The 19353-nt window shown below is 51.3% G+C and carries 19 protein-coding genes; 7 read left to right on the top strand and 12 right to left on the bottom strand.

Features of this window, described 5'->3' with window-relative positions; all coding sequences use genetic code 11:
- Window positions 1-65: 65 nt before the first annotated feature.
- Window positions 66-266 carry a hypothetical protein gene (locus NYE24_RS24230; protein WP_342476853.1) on the bottom strand — a complete coding sequence of 67 codons (201 nt, stop codon included), beginning with the start codon at window positions 264-266 and terminating at the stop codon, window positions 66-68.
- Complete coding sequence (locus NYE24_RS24225) at window positions 259-564, bottom strand: hypothetical protein (RefSeq protein ID WP_342476852.1); 306 nt, start codon at window positions 562-564, stop codon at window positions 259-261. The genes NYE24_RS24230 and NYE24_RS24225 overlap by 8 nt, the downstream gene beginning before the upstream one ends.
- 147 nt (window positions 565-711) lie before the next feature.
- Between NYE24_RS24225 and NYE24_RS24220 the strand changes: the two genes are divergently transcribed.
- Complete coding sequence (locus NYE24_RS24220) at window positions 712-1446, top strand: class I SAM-dependent methyltransferase (protein WP_342479288.1); 735 nt, start codon at window positions 712-714, stop codon at window positions 1444-1446.
- 3 nt (window positions 1447-1449) lie between these two features.
- Here the strand turns inward: NYE24_RS24220 and NYE24_RS24215 are convergent, their stop codons facing one another.
- Entirely contained in the window at window positions 1450-1938 is a 489-nt protein-coding gene (locus tag NYE24_RS24215; RefSeq protein WP_342476851.1) for a hypothetical protein, read from the bottom strand.
- Between the two features lie 200 nt (window positions 1939-2138).
- Here NYE24_RS24215 and NYE24_RS24210 point away from each other — a divergent pair, with 200 nt between their 5' ends.
- Complete coding sequence (locus tag NYE24_RS24210) at window positions 2139-3116, top strand: phosphotransferase (protein WP_342476850.1); 978 nt, start codon at window positions 2139-2141, stop codon at window positions 3114-3116.
- Between the two features lie 94 nt (window positions 3117-3210).
- Here the strand turns inward: NYE24_RS24210 and NYE24_RS24205 are convergent, their stop codons facing one another.
- Window positions 3211-4236, bottom strand: a complete 1026-nt coding sequence (locus tag NYE24_RS24205) for a carbohydrate-binding protein (protein ID WP_342476849.1) — start codon at window positions 4234-4236, stop codon at window positions 3211-3213.
- A gap of 89 nt (window positions 4237-4325) precedes the next feature.
- On the opposite strand from NYE24_RS24205, the gene NYE24_RS24200 reads away from it, so the two are divergent.
- The 5 genes from NYE24_RS24200 to NYE24_RS24180 all read left to right on the top strand — a co-directional run bounded on the left by NYE24_RS24200 (window position 4326) and on the right by NYE24_RS24180 (window position 9653).
- Window positions 4326-4850, top strand: coding sequence for an HTH domain-containing protein (locus NYE24_RS24200; RefSeq protein WP_342476360.1), 525 nt, complete (start codon window positions 4326-4328; stop codon window positions 4848-4850).
- Between the two features lie 20 nt (window positions 4851-4870).
- Window positions 4871-5752 (top strand): IS3 family transposase, encoded by an 882-nt coding sequence (locus NYE24_RS24195; RefSeq protein ID WP_342479287.1) that lies wholly within the window; start codon window positions 4871-4873, stop codon window positions 5750-5752.
- Window positions 5753-5950: 198 nt separating this feature from the next.
- The gene (locus NYE24_RS24190; protein ID WP_342476848.1) at window positions 5951-6493 is read left to right on the top strand and encodes a hypothetical protein; all 543 of its coding nucleotides are present in this window, start codon (window positions 5951-5953) and stop codon (window positions 6491-6493) included.
- Window positions 6494-6796: 303 nt separating this feature from the next.
- Window positions 6797-8941, top strand: coding sequence for an ATP-binding protein (locus tag NYE24_RS24185; RefSeq protein WP_342476847.1), 2145 nt, complete (start codon window positions 6797-6799; stop codon window positions 8939-8941).
- A gap of 22 nt (window positions 8942-8963) precedes the next feature.
- Window positions 8964-9653, top strand: coding sequence for a response regulator transcription factor (locus NYE24_RS24180; RefSeq protein ID WP_036693096.1), 690 nt, complete (start codon window positions 8964-8966; stop codon window positions 9651-9653).
- A 69-nt stretch (window positions 9654-9722) separates the two neighbouring features.
- Here the strand turns inward: NYE24_RS24180 and NYE24_RS24175 are convergent, their stop codons facing one another.
- The 8 genes from NYE24_RS24175 to NYE24_RS24140 all read right to left on the bottom strand — a co-directional run bounded on the left by NYE24_RS24175 (window position 9723) and on the right by NYE24_RS24140 (window position 19353).
- The gene (locus NYE24_RS24175) at window positions 9723-10292 is read right to left on the bottom strand and encodes a hypothetical protein (RefSeq protein ID WP_342476846.1); all 570 of its coding nucleotides are present in this window, start codon (window positions 10290-10292) and stop codon (window positions 9723-9725) included.
- A gap of 117 nt (window positions 10293-10409) precedes the next feature.
- Window positions 10410-11636 (bottom strand): RtcB family protein, encoded by a 1227-nt coding sequence (locus NYE24_RS24170; protein ID WP_036693102.1) that lies wholly within the window; start codon window positions 11634-11636, stop codon window positions 10410-10412.
- Between the two features lie 222 nt (window positions 11637-11858).
- Complete coding sequence (locus NYE24_RS24165; RefSeq protein WP_342476845.1) at window positions 11859-12575, bottom strand: M24 family metallopeptidase; 717 nt, start codon at window positions 12573-12575, stop codon at window positions 11859-11861.
- A 79-nt stretch (window positions 12576-12654) separates the two neighbouring features.
- Window positions 12655-13374, bottom strand: coding sequence for an SDR family NAD(P)-dependent oxidoreductase (locus NYE24_RS24160; RefSeq protein ID WP_342476844.1), 720 nt, complete (start codon window positions 13372-13374; stop codon window positions 12655-12657).
- Window positions 13375-13384: 10 nt separating this feature from the next.
- Window positions 13385-14374 (bottom strand): tRNA-dihydrouridine synthase, encoded by a 990-nt coding sequence (locus NYE24_RS24155; protein ID WP_342476843.1) that lies wholly within the window; start codon window positions 14372-14374, stop codon window positions 13385-13387.
- 63 nt (window positions 14375-14437) lie between these two features.
- Entirely contained in the window at window positions 14438-14977 is a 540-nt protein-coding gene (locus NYE24_RS24150; protein WP_342476842.1) for a hypothetical protein, read from the bottom strand.
- A gap of 18 nt (window positions 14978-14995) precedes the next feature.
- Complete coding sequence (locus NYE24_RS24145; protein WP_342476841.1) at window positions 14996-16960, bottom strand: AarF/ABC1/UbiB kinase family protein; 1965 nt, start codon at window positions 16958-16960, stop codon at window positions 14996-14998.
- 68 nt (window positions 16961-17028) lie between these two features.
- On the bottom strand, window positions 17029-19353 hold the full coding sequence (locus tag NYE24_RS24140; protein WP_342479286.1) for an FtsX-like permease family protein: 2325 nt from the start codon (window positions 19351-19353) through the stop codon (window positions 17029-17031).

Raw genomic sequence — 19353 nt, 5'->3', positions numbered from 1 at the left:
TATGGGGCTTAATAATCTGGCTGAACAGAATTACTCGAAATTCACATGGACGGATCATCGGGAACCTACGGCTTTTGGCTAACACTGAAGATGTCAGATATATCTTCAACTTTTATTTGCTCAGTGTCAGCACTAGTTTTGATTTGTAACATATTATCTTGAAATGTTAGAGCTGTTCCCCTGATTACTTCACCCATTTTAGGAATAACAACAACTTGCCTTTTCCCTTCTACTATCCAGTTAATAAATTCATAAATATCAAACATGAAATCCCCCTTCCTCCGGCTCCCCCACCGCAAACCCCAACACCCTCGTGGCTTCTGCCTTGAACCTTCCGATCCACGCATCCCACTCGCTCTGCTCCATCTGAGCATAGAACGACAAGCCACTCGGTTCCACTGAGGCCATGATGAAACTCTCCTCCTCTTCCTGCCCGAACCAATAGGGGATTCCGTCTGTGTAGCCTATCCAGCCCGGCATTGATTCATATATATCAGCCACTTTCGTCCATATCTCATCCGGCAGATGCGCCCAGATATTCAGGTTACAGTTATGGATGTTCATCCGATCATCCCCCTCCTAATCATTTCATGCCCATCCTATCAATAAAAAACGAATATACTCAACCCTTCCATTCCCGCCTATGAACAGCTATGCTATCGTACCTTTATGCGTTTATTTTGTATTGCCAAGGAGGAGCTAGCATTGACTGTGCACAACAATCTGGAAGAGTACCGTGACCCGATCAACTATGATCGGGAGTTCGGCGGGGAGACACGGAAATATCAGTTCTATCTGGAATGGGCCAAGGCGTCTGCCGGAGAGGTTTTGGAGCTGGCTTGCGGAACCGGACTTACGACTCTGCCGCTGGCTCAGGCGGGAGTGGCCATAACTGGCGTTGATATTGCTTCCTCTATGCTGGCTTATGCACGGGTGAAGGCCGGGAACTTGCCTGTAGCGTTTATCGAAGCTGATGCGCGAACCTTCCGCTCCGATAAGCGGTTTGCCATGATCTATTTAACGGGGAATGCGTTTCAGGCTTTTTTGAGTGATGAGGATCAGGCCGCCTTACTCCGCACCGTCTACAATCATCTGGAGCCCGGAGGACGTCTGATTTTCGAGACGCGCAATCCCGCAGGAACTGACCTGTCCGATGAAGGGGAGACGGATTGGGGCCAATTCACCGATTCAGACGGCAACGTAGTCAAGGTATCGGGCACACAGACTTACGATACGGAACGTTCCATCATGCGCTGGGTAACTTTTCGCGATTGGGGCAATAAGCGGACAGAGTCACGGATCGACTGCCGGTTCACAACATACGCTGCGCTGACGGAGTTATTGACCCGTTACGGATTCCGTATCGAGCATCAGTATGCGGACTGGGATCGTACCCCGTTCACCTCCAGCTCCCCGCTCCTTATTAGCGTATGCAAGAAATCGTAAGCTTCAATCTGTTCTCTTTGCCATAATTAAGCTGACGAACTGCTCCATCTCCTCCTGGTTAAGGACAGAATACCAGCGGGTGGTTGTGTTATCCTTGCTAACTTTCAGCAGAAGCAGCTCCTTCTTATCTTCGGAGACATCCAGCATCACTCTTAGGCCACCCTGGACGCTTAAAAATATGGAGTCGAATTGATCGGGCTCTTTTTGGTTACTTTTGTTCTTTTCCTTTATTTGCAGGCTGGAGAGACGGGTTATGAGATCGCTAAGATCATCATCGCCGGTAATATTGAATTCCCTCTTTGCGTCATTTCCAGGAATAAAGGTCAGGGTAGTGATCTCCTTGTCAGGCAACAGGGGGGCTACCTGCCCTATCGTTGTGGTTACAGGATGGAGCCAGATCCGAATGGTGGTACCATAATTTTGGATCAACAGGACAAAAGGCAGAACGGCAACTAGAATTCTCAGTAATAAAAACCCTTTCCCTTTACGCATATAAGGTTAACCTCCTTGTCTGCTCACTCATCTTGAGGATCACCCTAAAATTTACCTTCTAGTATATCATAAGTCAGATTGCAGTTATGGATGCCCATCCTAGCAATAAAAAACAAATATAGTCAACAGTTCCATTCCCGCCCATGAACAGCTATGTTATCGTACTATTATACTTTGATAAATGAGGGAGCGATCTGCGATTGGATAAACACTTGAATACCGCAATGGAAGCACTCGAGCACTACTCTATAAGCTGCAAATCGGTTGAGTTCATTGCACAGAGCGGCAATACGATCTACAAAGTCACTGATCTGGACAACAATTGTTACAGCCTCCGGTTACATATCTCCAAAGGTGACACCCTTGAGCCAATCTGGAGTAAGCGGGAGGTCCTTCAATCCGAGATGGTCTGGCTGGAAGCCTTAACCTTGGATACCGATGTGACCCTGCCTTCACCCTGCAAGAATACTCGTGGAGAATTCATTACGGACGTGAACCATACCCGCTGCACTTTGTTACGATGGGTGGAGGGTGAGCAGAAGCCTTTCATTCCAACTATAGAAGATGCCGGGGCCATAGGTGAATTGATCGGCAAGTTACATAAGCAAGCCTCGAACTGGAGCATTCCCGCTGCCTTTGAACGCCCGGCCTTTGATCCTTCCCGGATCTTGCAAGCCCTTGATCTGCTAAAAGAACGTGCGGCTGACGGACTGCTTGCTGCGGATGATGTGGAGCTTCTATTGCGTGCAGGCGAACGGGTCATTCACATGATGAATTCTATGGAGCGGACCGCCAGTAATTGGGGCATGATTCATGCTGATCTGATTCCAACTAATTTAGTGTTTGATGGAGAAGAGGTACGGCCCATTGATTTTGGCGCTTGCGGGTTCGGTTATTACTTAGTGGATTTGGGCTGGACGTTCTCCTACATCCATCCTTCGTTCAGAGAACAGCTGCTTCAGTCTTATTCCATGCACCATCCGTTACCGGATAACTATACCCAGCGGTTAGAAGGCTTCTTCATCGCAGCGCAGCTGGAGACGATGAATTTCTGGTTGGGCTTGCCGGACTCTCAGGAATGGCTGCCTGGACATATCAATAAATTAGCCAGTAGAGAGATTAAGTCCTACTTGAACAATGAATCTTTCCTCTTCAGCGGCGTGCCGTATTGGGAATGAATCTTCACCTGGGCTTGGCACAAGCGCAAAATAAAGACGCTACGGGAATTCCCGAGCGTCTTTTCCCTTCTTTATAAGGAAGAAAGGTACTCCCTTAGTTCTGCCCCCCGTACCCCTTATACGTTCCGTACACAGCATTCGCATACTGATCCGCCAGAATCGGGCGGCCGTAGGAATCGGTGGCACCTGGATACCAGTTGTCGCCTCCATTATAGTGTAAGAGTCCGTTGTAGATGTTGCCGAATCTTGCGATCTTCTCATCAAGAATAAGTCCGCCTAGAGCTACCTGATCCTGTTCGCTGCTGTGATTATACGTGCGGCCGAATTTGGCGCTGAATTGGGAGGCATAAGCGGCGCGTGTATTCGGCTCGACCTGCATCAAGCCGTCACCGGCGGATGGACTACCCGGCAGACCTGCTCCGAAGCTGCTCTCCTTCTTGATCACCGCGCTCAGGAGTAGAGCGAAATCTCCGCCTTTGCCGAATTTATTGTCTACATTCATGGCATAGGTCCAGATCTGGCTGGGCACCTCGGAGGGGCGGGTGACGCCGGTTGCAGGCGGTGAACCGGTGTAGATTTTGACCGAAGACATCTTGTCATTCACACTGTCGCCGACCCAGGAGGAGCTTGATGTATAGGTCCACTTGGTGCCGCTGTAATTATCGTCCGCATACACCTCCACTGTCCAGCCGTTCGGTACCTTGAGCGAGGACATCCAGTCATTCGGAATGCCCGCATTGTTCAGCTGGGACAGCACATAATTGCCCGTTCCCAGGGTGACGGCCTTGCCGCCATAGTTCATATCTGCATAGAAGATGGCTCCGTTTGTTGCTGGTGGCGTTGTGGGCGTGGGCGTTGGTGTCGGTGTGGTGGTGCTGCCGTTTTTCCATAGTGCAGGAACATTTGGCGGCTCCCAGCCGGTCAGGGACGTATGCGCCTGAAGACAGGTATATGTACCTCCGCCATAGGTTACGGTGTCATTCACCGCATAGGCCGTGTTCGGCGACCACGATCCTCGCGCGGCAGCATTTGCATTCGGTAAGGCAGTGAAGAACACGGAGAACAGTAATGCGAATGCGGCCAACAGGGATAGAGCTCTAGCTGACACTTTGGTATACAATAGCCAAGCCTCCTTAGATCATTTGCCCTCATAAAATAACCCTATAAAGTGATGCTATGGCTTAAAAAGGCCCCTTCAAGGGGTGAACTGTGACCCACAAGAAAGACACTTTGAAAAAAGTGACCATCTTGTGGGTCTTTTGTGTTTTAATCAGAATATTGGAAAAGGAGCGGGATAAGGCTGTGGGAAACTTAAATCGAACCCTATTTACGGAAGATATCATCAGAAGATTAGAGAAGAATCCAAATGTTCAGCGAGTATCCGAGACGAATATTTCGTATACTGCTGAGTTTAAGTTGGCGGCAGTGAAGGCCTACAACGAGGGGACACCCCCGTCAGAAATATTTCTTAGGGCGGGCTTTGACCTGGATCTCATCGGTTCTAAAAAACCAAAGCATAGTTTGAAACGCTGGAGAGATAGCTTTGCTAAATATGGTGAACTGGGACTACTGGAAGAACGGCGTGGCAAAGGCAGCGCTGGGCGAAAGCCTGCAAGTCCCTTGTCTGCTGACGAAGAACTGAAGCGCGCAAAGGCGAAGATCAAATTACTAGAAGCTGAGGTCGACTTTCTAAAAAAGCTCGAAGCGCTCGAACGGAACAAAGGAAGACCTTAACACCTTCGGAGCGCTACGAGATCATTCATTACACCCTGAGAGCCCATGGACTCAGCCGCATGACGCGTTATCTCTGTGAAGTCGCCGCCGTGAGCACCAGTGGCTATTACAGATGGCTGGGCTCCGAGCAAAGACGCCAACTTCGTACAGCCGACGACGAGCGTGACCTTGTTCTTATTAAGCAACACTTCGACGCATTACAAGGAAGAGCTGGCGCTTTGGTGATTAAGATGCGTTTGGAGCACCTCAGCGGGGTCACCATGAACCACAAGAAGATTCGCCGATTAATGCGTAAGTTTAACCTTGTCGCGGCCATACGGCAAGCTAACCCGTACCGTAAGATGGCAAAGGCTACGCAGGAGCATCAGACCTGTGCAAACTTACTGAAACGCCAATTTGACCAGAACGAGCCGGAGAAAGTCTTTCTAACCGATATCACGTATCTGCGGTACGGAAACGGACAGTGGGCTTATCTTTCGTGCATAAAAGATGGAGCAACGAGACAAATTCTTGCCGACTGTGTAGCAGGGACACTAGAGTTACCACTCGTTGAAAAGACGATTCGGCGCCTGCTGGAACGGCTGGATGGAAACCTTCATCCAGAAGCCATTTTCCACTCCGATCAGGGCATGCACTACACGCATCCTAAAACTCGTCTTCTCATTGAGCAGGCAGGTTTTCAACAGTCCATGTCCCGTAAAGGGAACTGTTGGGATAATGCATCGATGGAGTCATTCTTTGGGCATATGAAAGATGAAATGAGCGTTCGAGATTGTCAGAATCTTACGGAAGTCAGGGCTCGTGTTTCGGAATATATTGCCTACTATAACTCCGAGCGATACCAATGGACATTAAAAAAGATGACTCCTGACGAATTCAGGAGTCATCTCCTAGCGAGCTAGCTCTAGGGTGTTTCTTTTAAACCGTCCTCAAATCGGGTCACAGTTCAGGGGCATCCATCAGGGTACTATATTTTATTACCGATTTTCTAATTCATTCCAACATTTCTGTAGTTTTTAAATAGCTTGCTGAAAGGATTATATTCCCATATATTAAAAGTTAAATGCTCCTTATCCCGCAGAAACGAGGATGCTCCTTTCATGAAATTCAAAATAATGTTACTTCTTTCTATATTCCCTATCTTGTTTGTGGGCTGTGACATTAATGTTGTAAATGATCCTCTCCCTCAAGCAGAACTTTATCACCCGCCTTCATCTCTGTTAGAGATTGCAATTGTGGGTAAAGTCCCTTTTGATTCCGTCAGAAATGTTAACTACATCCCTAAGAACCTCAAGGATATTGTTGAAGACCCTGCTATTCATTATGACGGATTAATTATTACTGAGGATTATCTGGCTGAAGCAGGAAAGCAAGAATATAGAGATTTCTTTAGCAACCTAACGTATCCGGTATTTTTCATGGGGACGGAAAATTTGTTAGCGAAGGTATTTATGGATGACCGGTTAACGCTTGATGCAGCAAGAATAGACGGCTTCGGCGCTAACGTATCCGGATTTGTTCTATCGGAGGGTAAGCATTTGGAGTGGGGCCTGTATTTACCAGACAACCCTACAGAAGCAGATAAAGATATCAACATGATTCTAAGAATCTCCAATATATTAGAAGATTTCAAGCGCAAATGAACAAGGGGCTTCACAGTGATTGATCACTGAGAAGCCCCTTGTTTCATTTAATTATTCATCAGAAGGGCATCACGGAGAAGCTCCCCTTGCACCCGTGTGCGATGGATAGCCCCTCCCTTACCCACCAACCTTACAATTTTCGACATTTTCTTCTCCTTAACTCGCATTCTACACAGGAATTTAACCTATTAATGAAAGAAAAGAAAACTTTACATAGTGCAATTTCACACAATTTTCGGCAATGATGCTATCATTAAGGCAATGAGCTTAAAATGACGAATTGTGTAGATTGGGGTCGGCTTCATGATGAGGGGTGTACTAAGGTCCGGTTCGCGTAATATCTGGTTACATATCGCTGTGGTCGTAGTTATCGGGCTGATCGCAAGCTATGCCCTCCTGTCTGCAACGCCGGATGCCCCCAAGCCTCGAAGCAAGGAAGGCCTTCTGGATCTAACGCATACCTCTATCCGAACGAATCCGCTGAAGTTACAGGGAGAATGGGCCTTCTATTGGCATAAGCTGCTCTCGCCCGAGGATATACGAAGCCGGATGACAGGCGGGGAACCGGCTGAGCGGGACCGGTATATCAACATCCCCAGCTCCTGGCTGGGCTACCCGCTGGACGGTCAAGCGCTGAAGAGCGAGGGCTATGCCACCTTCCGGCTGGTGATCCGGCTGAGTGAGCAGGATCGAAAGGAGCGGCTGGCTCTGCGGCTGCCTACTATTTTTCATGCCTATAAATTGTGGGTGAATGGAGAGCTGCTGACAGAGGTCGGTGTGGTGGATCAGGACAAGGAGGGCATGACGCCGAATCTGGCGACGAAGCTAGTGTTCTTCCAGCCTGAAGGCGACACGGTGGAGCTGGTGATGCAGGTCGCGAACTTCCATCATAAGCGGGGCGGCATCACCAAGGATATCGAGCTGGGCGGCAGTAATGTGTTGACGGTCCGGACCCATCTGAAGATTGCTGCGGATATGTTCATCACGGCCAGCCTGCTGGTGATCGGTGTGTATCATCTGCTGCTGTTCATGCTGCGCCGTAAGGACCGGGCCCCTCTATACTTTGGCCTGTTCACTGTGATGTTCTCTATCCGTTCCCTGCTGAACGGCGAGCTTATGCTTACCCAGTGGCTGCCTCACTTTCCGTGGGAATTGCAGTTCAAGCTGGAGTATCTGATCCTATGCCTCGGCGGATGGATGATCACGATGTATTTTGAATGCATTTTCCCGGATTACGTGTCGCGGTGGTTCCGCTATGGCACCCGGATCGTCACAGGCGCACTCTGTCTGGTAGTTGTGGTGACCCCTGCTCTCGTCTATTCCCGGATGCTGGTGCTGATCGGTGTGGTCGTGGTTCTCCATATGGTGTATCTGATGGTGGGGCTGGCTCATGCAGCCTTGCGGCGGATGGAGGGAGCGCTGATCTTCCTGCTGGTGTCGGTAGTTGCTCTGGCTACAGTGATCAACGATTTCCTGTATTACAACGAATGGTCCCCCATCGGGAACAGCTCGCCGTTCGGGCTGCTCATCTTCACGGTTGCCCAGATGCTGCTGCTCTCTTCCAGATTCACGCGGGCGGCAACGAATGAAGAGCGGATCGCGCGGGAGCTGCAGGAGGCCAACCTCAAGCTGACCGGGATGAATGCCAATCTGGAGCAGATTGTGCTGGAGCGCACCCACGCCTTATCCGCCGCCCATGAGGATCTCCGCCTGTCTTATGAGCGGTTACTGCACTCCGAGGAAGGCCGGAAGAAGCTGCTAGCCTATATTACGCATGATCTGCGTATGCCGCTGTCCAGTATGCTGGGTTATGTCGAGGCGGTGATGGACAGGGTGAAGCCGGAGCGCAATGAACAGTACCTGAGGTATATCCGTGATAATACGATAAGGATCAACCGCATGATCGGGGAGCTGAGCTTCTTGTCCCATCTGGAGACAGGGCAAGTGGAATACCGGATGGAGCCGGTTCAGGTGATTCAGTTCCTGCGCGGCTTCTATGAACAATATGAGCTGGTGGTGCGGGATGCGGGGCTGAATTTCGATCTGGATATCGGGCATACAGAAGCTTCAAGCGCGGTCCAGCCTGTTGCCCGGATCGATACACAACGATTAGAGCAGGCGTTATTCAATCTGGTGTCGAACGCGATGAAGTTCACGCCTGGCGGCGGATTGGTGCGTCTTACGTTGGCCGTGGACGAAGGGAACGATACGCGGTGTGCGGTCATCAGCGTGCAAGACTCCGGTATGGGTATTCCTCCAGAGCAGCTGGAGCAGATCTTCGACCGCAATTACCGGGTAGACCGGCCGGGGCTGGATATGGGCGTGGAGGGCAGCGGACTGGGGCTGGCGATATGCCGGGAAATTGTACAAGCGCATGGCGGGAGTGTCCGGGCGGAGAGCGACGGGAAGAAGGGGTCGATTTTCCAGGTCATATTGCCGTTGATCTGAGAAGCAGGAAGGTGACAATAGAATGGACACATACCGAATTATGATCGTCGACGACGATCCCCATATCTGTGAGATTGTTGAGCTATACTGCCAGCGGGAAGGCTTCGACTCCTCATCTTGCCACAGCGGGGCCGATGCTATGATGCTGCTTGCGTCCTTTAACCCGGACCTGATTGTGCTGGATGTGCTGCTGGCGAATGAGAACGGCATTGACTGGTGCAAGAACGCACGCAATTACACGAATGCCCCGATTGTGTTCCTAAGCAGTCAAGAGGAGGATGAGGTGAAGATCAGCGCTTTATCCTATGGCGGGGATGATTATGTGACCAAGCCGTTCAGTCCGGGCGTACTCATGGCCAAGATCAAGGCCCACCTCCGCAGGGTATCCACGGGCAGAAGGGAACAGCTGCTGGAGCTGCCGGGACTAACGCTGGATTTCTATGCTCAGTCTGTCCATATGGGCAGCAGAACGATTTTTCTGTCCAAAAAAGAATTCAGCCTGCTCTCCTACATGGCACAGAACGTGAATCAAGTGGTCACTGCCGATACACTGTTTCACCTCATCTGGGGGATGAAGAGTCTGGAGGATACGCGAACAGTGGCGGTCCACATCAGTAATCTGCGCAAAAAAATCGAGGAAGACCCCATCCATCCCGAGCGGATCATTACCGTCCGTGGGGCCGGATATATGCTGGTTGCCGGGAAACGCTGAGCACAGGCGGATACGGCTTTGCCGACCTTGTAAAGGACGGTACCGTTTCAGCGGCAGCGGCCATAACAATCATCGTGCCCCGCGCCGCAGATCATAGAAATACTCCACCGCCGGATGCTTCCGCTGCATCTTCACGGCCATCCCCTCGATCCGCTTCCGCCCGACTCTCCGGTCCATCAGAGCCAGGATGTTCAATATAATATCGCTGCTCTCCAGGCTCTCCTCGATAGGAGTAACCAAGAACTTATTCGCCACCACAATGAAATTCGATTTCGTCAGGGCAGCCTGGGCCAACATTAATGCTTTGGAATGTTCGGTGGTTAAGCGGCTTCGGGCCATTATGATTAGGCGGTCCTCAGGGATGGGGCCTTTGGCCGTCAGTCTGACTGCTTCAATGTCCTCATTGGTGACGGAGATATGCAGCTCCGGGTCATTCTTGACCTCCAGCTCGGATGAGTACCAGCGGATAGAGCTGGACTTGTCGGTCATGCTGAGAATGTTCTTCTTGTCCACCGTAATATAACAGGTGCCTGATTTATCCGGCGAATAGCGGTAAGCGGGCGCCCGGTACTCTACCCGTCCCTCTAAGGATGGGCTGAGGAAGCCCTCCAGTTGCTGCTTGAGTTTGCTCCAGGACATGTAATCCCTCCATATTGAAAATGGGAAAAGGCCTATCGGCCTCTTCTTGAAGTTCTATGTTACCATACTTCGCGTCCTTACTGCCCGCCTGTGGAGACTTCGTGATGGATATCCCCCTCAATCCTTATACGGATCGAACTCATCCGCGCCAGCCATACATACGCCCACCGGCTTCAGAACGTGCATAACCTCAATGGTCCCGGCGTGCGCTTCCAGTACTTCTTGCAGCTTCCGGTACACAAAAGGACTCTCGTCCGTCCCTGCGCCGCGCAGCTCTACACCGAACTCACGGACCGCCTCCATCATCTGCCCTGGCGTGATTTGACCTCCACTGCGGGTGCGGGTCTTCCAGTTCATACGGCCCGCTGCCTGGGTCCGGCTCATGATTCGGCCTGCTCCGTGAACGGTGCTGTAGTAGGCCTCCCGGTTCTCCACGCTGTCCTTGCCCCGGACGATCACGGAGATGTCTCCCATGCTGCCGCCAATGAAGCCTATCTGGCCGGGTGCGGACGGAGTGGCCCCTTTGCGGACAACGATGACTTCCTTGCCGTCATGCGTCTCTTTCCAGGCATAGTTATGATGGTTATGCACCACCATGTCCGCTTCTGTTCCCAGAATGGCCAAGACCTGCTGGATGACATAGTCTCTGCCCGCATAAGCATAGCGACCAGCCAGCTTCATCGCTCTGTAATACATATCGCCCAGCTCACTGTTCAGGTCGAGCAGTACGGGCGGCTGATCCATCTTTTCCCCGGGGGCATTCGCCAGGAAGTCTCTGCCTGCTGCCAGGTTAAGGAACCCGCTCGCTGTCTTATGCCCGAACCCTCTGCTGCCGAAATGATTGGCAATCCATACCCGGCCGGTTGCGTCTTCTTCTAGTACGTCTACGAAGTGGTTGCCGCTGCCGACGGTACCGAGCTGATTCTGCGCCAGGTCCTTCAGCTTATCATGTACTCCGCTGCCCAACGTCTTGAACACCGCCCAATCCGGGTCGTCGAACAGTTCGTGTTCCACCCGCTCGTTATTAACCCGGCCTATGCCGAAGGAGATTCTGCGGGCAATCTCGTCCATGATCCCTGAGAGTCGCGGCCGCAGCTCCTCTATCTTCAAGCCGGTCCGCACCGCCTTATTCCCGCACCCGATATCGTAACCCACGCCAGACGGAGAGATCTGTCCATCGTACACCACCACGCCGCCAATCGGCTGGCTGTAGCCTTTATGATGATCTGCCATAAGCAGGGTCTGCACCACATTCCCGTTCTCCGCACACATCCGGGCCTGCACCAGGGCTCCTTCATCCGGCTTCCCCCACACCCGCACTCCGTCTATATTCTGATAAGCCATTTCGTTCTACCTCCTATGATCGGGATCACCGCGATGGTGCCGCAGCGTCCTCATGCCCTCTTAAGCTTCTGTGTCTATATTCGCTTATCCGGGCACCCAAGTACATGGCGGAAGTATTACGAACTGGGGATATCTAACAATGTAGCATACGTTGCCGGAATTCGAGAACATAAATAGGCCGCCCCGGTAACGGAAGCGGCCTATCTACTATTAAACAAGAAATCATAAGATAAGTAATTCTCCATCACGGAAATAATAAATATTCTCCCGTTTAAAACCGTACAATCCATTTCTGTGCTTAATATGCGGCTCAAATGTAAATAGTGATCCTTCACTAAGCTTCATCTTATTCCCGGACTCAAAGTATTTTCTGTGATCTTTATCGAATTCGATGGTATGTCCCAAATTTCCGGAAAAATCAAGATTAATGTAACCAAGTTGTTGGATAACCTCATTCATATATAAGTAGACTTCTTCAAAAGTCATGCCCGGTCTTACAAAATCAATAAATTTGTTATGGAGCTCCTTTTCGGCGTTAATTCCATGTGAAAATTCTAGTGCAGATTCATTATTGGTATGTGCAAGTGCGTCTTCGGCAATTACTTTTCCATCAATCACTATTAGTGTTCGTGCATAGTCTCCCCAATAGGCGTTAATCTCTGGACTAAGATCTATGGTCACGATATCATTTCTGCGGACAAATGTATCCGAAGGCTTATACTCCTTACCCGATTCGGACCTAATTGTTCTCTTCCCAACGTGAACAAATGCCCCTACACCGTGATACCAAAAACTATGAATCCCCTTATCTCTCATAATCTCTTCGGCTCTATAGACGATTTCCTTTTCTGTGATACCTTCTTTAATTATCCCCTGTAATTGACTTATAGTATCTTTTGCGATCGATTGAACATAAGTATACTGTGACAGATGCTCCACTCTAAAACCGCTCTCCCCTTGACCGCACGGATCGCGGCTACTGGCATTCTATTAAGTCTGATTCTCCACTGCTTCATCCCTACGCATTCGAATCCAGCATCGCCGGAATATTGATCTCCTTCACACAGGAAGCCTTGGACAGGTTCATGACGCATTGTACCAGGGACACGATATCCTGAAGCGGAATCTGCGTGCCGTTGTAGGCAGACAAGACGGGCTCCACACCGGCCTCCAATGGAATCTGCGTAGCTATCTCGCCAGGATTGATGACAGTCACACCGATGCCGTACGGCTTCACATGCTCCCTGACCGCATTGGCGATTCCGCGCAGACCGAACTTGGACGCGGTGAAGGAGACCTGGGTGTAATCATTATGATCGAGGCCTGCCGTAGAACCGATGAAGAAGATGTTCGCATGCGCAGACTGCTTGAGATTCGGCAAAAGCTTCTGAATGCACGTAATCGCCGCAGTCACATTAATGTTAATGATGCTGGCAATCTCAGCCGGATCGTCCTGCTCAAAATCATAGTCATCGCTGAACCCCTTGCTCTCCCATACGCCAACATTATAGATGAATACGTCCAGTGTAACGCCGTTCAATGATTCTGCAATCCGGCCCGCAGCATCCGGCTTCGCCAAGTCAGCCTCCATCCAGGTCCGCTGCACCCCATCCTCCAGCTTCAGGCTGTCCGGATACGTTCTTGAGACCACCCAGACCTGATCGCCCGGCTCCGGCAGCGCTTTGACGAAGGCCTCTCCCAAGCCCTTGCTTGCTCCGAAAATAATAAAGTTTCGCATATGCCCTCCCTTAACTCCCAAGCTCCTCCGCACCGTCCTGCTCTTTGCTGGCGAATTCATCCAGCAGCGCACGCACCTCGCGGGTGGACTTGGTGTTCATTAGATGATTTCTGAGTTCACTGGCGCCGCGGAAGCCGCGGACGTAGATTTTGAAGAAGCGGGGCAGCGGCTTGTAGGAACGTGATTCCAGCGCCGAATAGTGGTCATGGAGATCCAGGTGCAGCCGTAGCAGATCCAGGAGCTCCTTGCTGCTATGCTCCCTCGGTTCCTGCTCGAACGCAAACGGATTATGAAAAATCCCGCGCCCGATCATAATCCCGTCCACCCCATACTCTGCGGCAAGCCTCAGGCCCGTCTCCCGGTCCGGTATATCCCCGTTGATCGTCAGCAGCGTGTGCGGCGCGATTTCATCCCGCAGCTTCTTGATCTCAGGAATCAGCTCCCAGTGGGCATCCACCTTGCTCATTTCCTCCCGCGTACGCAGATGGATGGACAGATTCACAATGTCCTGCTGCAGAATATGAGTCAACCAGCCCCGCCATTCATCCACGCTGCTGAACCCGAGCCGGGTCTTGACGCTGACAGGCAGTCCTCCAGCCTTGGCGGCTTGGATGATCTCCGCAGCGGTGTCCGGGCGGCAGATCAGTCCGCTGCCCTTGCCATTCTCGGCTACATTCGCTACCGGACAACCCATGTTCAGATCGATGCCCTTGAAGCCTTCTTCGGCCATACTAATGCTCATCTTCCGGAAGTACTCCGGCTTGTCCCCCCAAATATGGGCGACCATCGGCTGTTCATCCTCCGTGAAGGTTAACCGCCCCCGCACCGCCTGCTTCCCCTCCGGGTGAGCATAGCTCTCTGTATTCACGAACTCCGTAAAAAACACATCCGGCCGGCCCGCCGCGCTCACCACATGACGAAACACCACATCCGTCACATCCTCCATCGGGGCCAGTATAAAGAAAGGGCGTGGCAATTCACGCCAGAAATTATTTATCATATGAAGTACCTCTCTATGCATGCCGGGATCATCCTTATCCGGCCGTAATAAAGCTAAATTATATCATAACTCTGGGGGAATGGTAGCGGCCCTGCCTAACCATACCTGTGCGGCTTGAGACCTCGGCTGTCCGGGCAGACAGTAAGGCTCAGGTTCAGCGGCAGGCTCCCAGATGAAGTCCTCAAAACCGGGCACTGTCCCGTACAGATGTGAGGGGAACGCCTGGCGCTCGCCTCTAGCCTCGAAGGTATTGTCGTAGAAATGCAGCGCATCACGGAAGGCGACCACAATCTGGGATTGGATGAAGTTCGGATGATAGAACCAGATTCTCAGATAAAAAGGTTCATTGAAACCTGCCATCTGCCAGGACCAGGAATGATACACCTCGATTATCGCCTCCAGCAGCAGACGGGAGTACCACACCGGCGGATTGCGCCTGTTCAACCGGTAGAAGGGGTCGATCCATAGCTTCACATAATCCCGCCGGGTGGTTTGCAGCTCCTCCAGATCGAGGTGCATACACCATTTTTTCCACTGGTCAATCTGCTTCACCCTGCGCTTCCAGCCGCGTATTCTCTTCTTGTTCGAGAGTGGATTCGCCATAATCTTGTATGTCCTCCGTTAACTCTTAGGTTTCAATTGCTTAATCACGGACATCATCAGAATAATCATTCCCGTGCCGAAGCCTGACATCGATAGGGGCGCCAGCACAAACCGCATGATCTCCCCCTGCACCCAGAAGCTTGCCAGCATAATCACCATACAGATCACCGTGAATATCCCTACCGTCAGCGTCCCTACGAAATCCGTCAGACTATGATTGTCCTCACGCGCCAGCGTAATCCGGTTCTCCTTCAGCAGCGGCAGCTCCAGCAGCTTCGGGATATAGTCCTCCAGCCGCCCCTTCACCTTGTTGAACTGTTCCTTGACGATCTCTCCCGTATCCATCTGTTCTGCGAAGGACTGGCTCGCTGCGGATAGAGAGTACGACTCATCTACAGAGGACAAGGTTCCGTCCAAGGTAATAATTGCCCGGAAGGCCCCGGCCACCGTCGGCTTCAAGGACATGCCCAGCTCGGTAATCATCGACATCAGCCGCCTCATCATGACACTGGTAGGATCAGGGGAGAAGGAGGCTTCGGATAAAAGTCTGCCGAGGCGCCGCTCGATCATTTTCACATCTAATTGCTCCCCTTCTTCACAGACCCCGGCCAGGCCCTGGGCCATCTGCTTCGTCTCCTTCCGGCTGTAGCCCATCAGGAAGTTGAGCATCCCTGCCCGCTCTTCCTCTGTCAGATAACCCACGGAGCCGAAGTCAATCAGTGCGACTTCCCCGTCCCGGGTCAGCATCAGGTTACCGGGATGCGGGTCGGCGTGGAAGATGCCGATCATCAGAATCTGCTGCAGGAATGCGTGCATGATCATTTCCGATACATCATTGGTCACCTTCCGGGTGAACCGCTGTCCTTCAATATATTCCATGGTCAGAATCTGCTTGGTCGAGTACTCGGCGTAGATCTTCGGCACTTGTATCGGAATATCGTGTTCCTGGAACGCTTGGCGCAGCAGGTTGGTATTCAGCGCTTCAATATCAAAATCTGTCTCTTCGATCAGATTCGTTTTAAAGCCTTGGGCGAGCTGAATTAAGCCGAATCTTTTAATTTTGGAGGAGCGCTCGGAGAGCCGGGTCACGAATTGGATTAACAAGTCCAGATCTACGCTCATCTTCTGCTTCACATCCGGACGCAGGATTTTGACAACCACCTTCTCGCCTGTGGACTTCAGCCGCGCCAGATGCACCTGACCGATCGAAGCCGCAGCAATGGGTTCCATCCCGAAGTCTTCATACGTCTCCTCCAGATCGCCGATTCTGCTGTCGATGATCTCCTTCAGCTCCTTCCGGCTGAGTGGCTTAACCTGGTCATGCAGGCTGGAGAACGCCTCGATGTATTGTGCCGGGAGCATGTCCTTTTTGGTCGATAAGACTTGTCCGAACTTCACGAAGACCCCGCCCATGTTATCCAGAACGGCAGCAATCACCTGCGGCAGCTTTGCATGATCCTGCTGGAGCAGATGGTTCAGCCCTTTGCGAGAAGCGATCCACAGCAGACGGACCATACGCCTGAAGCCGCGCACCTTGCCCATCATATACCCGAGCGGGTTCCCGGACTGCAGTAGCTTGAAATTGAACACGCTAAGCAGCATGTAGACATAGCAGGAGATAAATAGAATCAGCAGCGGGTAATAGATGAACATCACCCTGACCATCTCCTCTTCGGAGGGAGCCACAGGCTGCTTGAAGTAGGTTGAGGTTATGATGAGAGTGACGACGGATGTGCTGAAAAGAATCGCCACCATTAACTGGAACTGTTCATGCTTGAAGGTCCTGATGCTGCTTATGATGAAATACAGAATGAACGCCACAATAATAATGCTGCTCATGTAGAATTGCTCCAGCACCTGCACCAGCATACTGACCGCCAACGCGCTGACAAGCGGCATTATGATCTTATGCTTCGCGTTGAATATATAGGCAAGCGCTGTGAACACACCGAAACCTACAAGCATTACAATGAAAAAGAACATCCTCCAGCCCCCTGTATCCGCTTCATTATCCTCACTATAGCATATCCGGTTTGGGGTTCGGAACTCCGCTATTCCAGGCCCTTCAGCGATTCGATCATATTGATCCGGGTCACCTTACGTCTAAGCAGCAGATTAGCCATAAGGGTAAGCGCGAACGCAACCACCACCGACATCAAGAGACTGGCAAGGCCTAATTGATCCGGGATTTGCTGGTGAGTGCTGGATAACGCTTTTACGACCAGTTCATACACATAACCGGAAATGGAGAGGGCGACTATGACTGCCACCGTAGTGATGAATATATTTTCCATGAAAATAAGCCGGTTGATCTGATTTCTGAAATAGCCTAATACCTTGAGCGTCGCCAGCTCGCGGTTCCGCTCATACATATTGATCGACGAGATCGTGTAGATCGCGCCAAAGGACAGGATCACCGCGCAAACAATAAACATAATAAAGACAAAGCTGTTCTGCTGCAAAATATAACGGCCTTCCTTCTCCAGCTCATCCTTGCCTGATATTGCTTCCACCCTGGGATCTTTCCCGAACTCGCTCCGAATACCGGTTAGAGCTCCCGGAGAATCCGCTTCCACCAGCAGGGCGGACGGTTTGTACACGATCCCGAAGCTTGCCAAATAGTCTGGCGTGATATAAAAGGCCGGGCTTGAGTATTGTGTAGAAATACCGAGCACCTTCATCTCTACCGTCTTGTTATCCAGCTCAGGCGCAGTAAATGCAATATTTATGGTATCCCCTTTCGCAATACTATAATGGTCAGCATACGATTGGGGCACCAGTACACCGTGGTCCTCCAGTTGCAGGCGATGGTCTTTGTCATCATAGAAATGAATGAGTCTGTTATCCGGTTCCGTGACCCTCAGCTCCGCTTTTTCGGACTGCTGGTTCTTGTTCAGCTCAATGGGGAAGGCGGACAACGCATAATGGCTTTTGATGCCTGAAGGAAGAGACTGTCCCGCCATGGCCTCCCCCGCTTTATAATCGACACGAAGGTCATAGCTGTACACTTGCCTGAACTGGCCGGCTACCTTTTGCAGGGAAGCTTGGGTGCCAAAGGCCGTTATTAACAGCACTGTACTGACCATCACCCCGACCGAGCTTACCAGAACCTTAACCTTGTTAAGAAAAATATTCCGCAAAATCAGCTTGTACCTGTACGGCAACCATCCCCAGAGCCCCGGAATTCTCTCGATGAGTATAGGTTGTATGGATCTGGGCGGCTTGGGGCGCATGGCCCGTGACGCACTTTCCTTCAACAGGCTTCTTCCGCTGAAATAACAAGCGAACATGCCGAACAGGCTGGAGACGAGCATGGGCGGAAAGATCAATCCAACCGACAGGTCAAATTGAATACCCGGCAGTGTGAAGGACCTGGCATTCGATACCGCGATAAGGGGCACAAATACAGCCGCAGACAGGATATATCCCAGAATCGAACCAGCTACTCCAACCAGCACGGGATAGCCCATATAATGAAGCATGATGCTGCTTCGGCTCACACCGAGTGCCTTCATGATGCCGACCTGATTCCGCTGAGAATCAATTATTCTGGACATGGCCAGGAATAGGATAATCGCTTCGATCAGGAAGAGCACCAGAGGAATGACCTTGCTCATTAACCCGTTATTATGGAGCGTAGCCTTCAGGCGCGAGTAGCTGAACGAACGTTCCTTGCTCTCTTGGCCCAGATACTGCAGCCCTTTGGATTTCTCCTCTATGGACTTGCCGATTTGATCCACATCGTAGCCTTCCTTGGCATCCACCAGCAGTTCATTATAGAAGAAGGCGCCTGCGACCTCAGGGATAGCCGCCTCGCTGACGTAAGCAACGCCGTCATGCTTATGATCCTGTGTCTCATTCTTTTTGGCGTGCTCCACATTCTCCCCTAAGCCGCTGATCCTGAAGGTCAGCTCTTGGTCTTGAACGCGGATCGTCACTTGATCTCCAACTCCGTAGCCATGCTCTGCGGCATAACGGGAATCCAGCACAATCTCGTTTGCCCCCGATGGAGGTCCCCCCTCCAGCATCTCCAGCGTGTTAATTTCATTACTCTCCGGGATGGAGTGAATTCGAAGTGTCGAACGGTAACCGTCAAATGTCTCTGTGGCATTGAAGGTATACCGCCCCTCCAGCTTATGGATGCCCTCCACTTGGCTGAGCGGCGCGATCCTCTCAGGTGGGAGCTTGGTGTAATAGAGATTCAAATCGCTTAAAGTGTGTTCTGCAAAATAAGCCTTCGTATAATCATTCAAATGATTGCTTAAGGACGCCAGCCCTGTATAGAAAAAAGCACCTACTGCGACAATCAGCACAAAGGAGAAAAACTGCCCGGGCGACTGTCTGATATCCCGCAACAGCTTGAACAGAAGCTTCAT

The sequence above is a fragment of the Paenibacillus sp. FSL H7-0350 genome, from assembly GCF_038593195.1.
Lineage (GTDB): Bacteria > Bacillota > Bacilli > Paenibacillales > Paenibacillaceae > Paenibacillus_AQ.
Note: the sequence above shows the minus strand (reverse complement) of the source record. Positions and strands in the feature narration are given on the sequence as shown.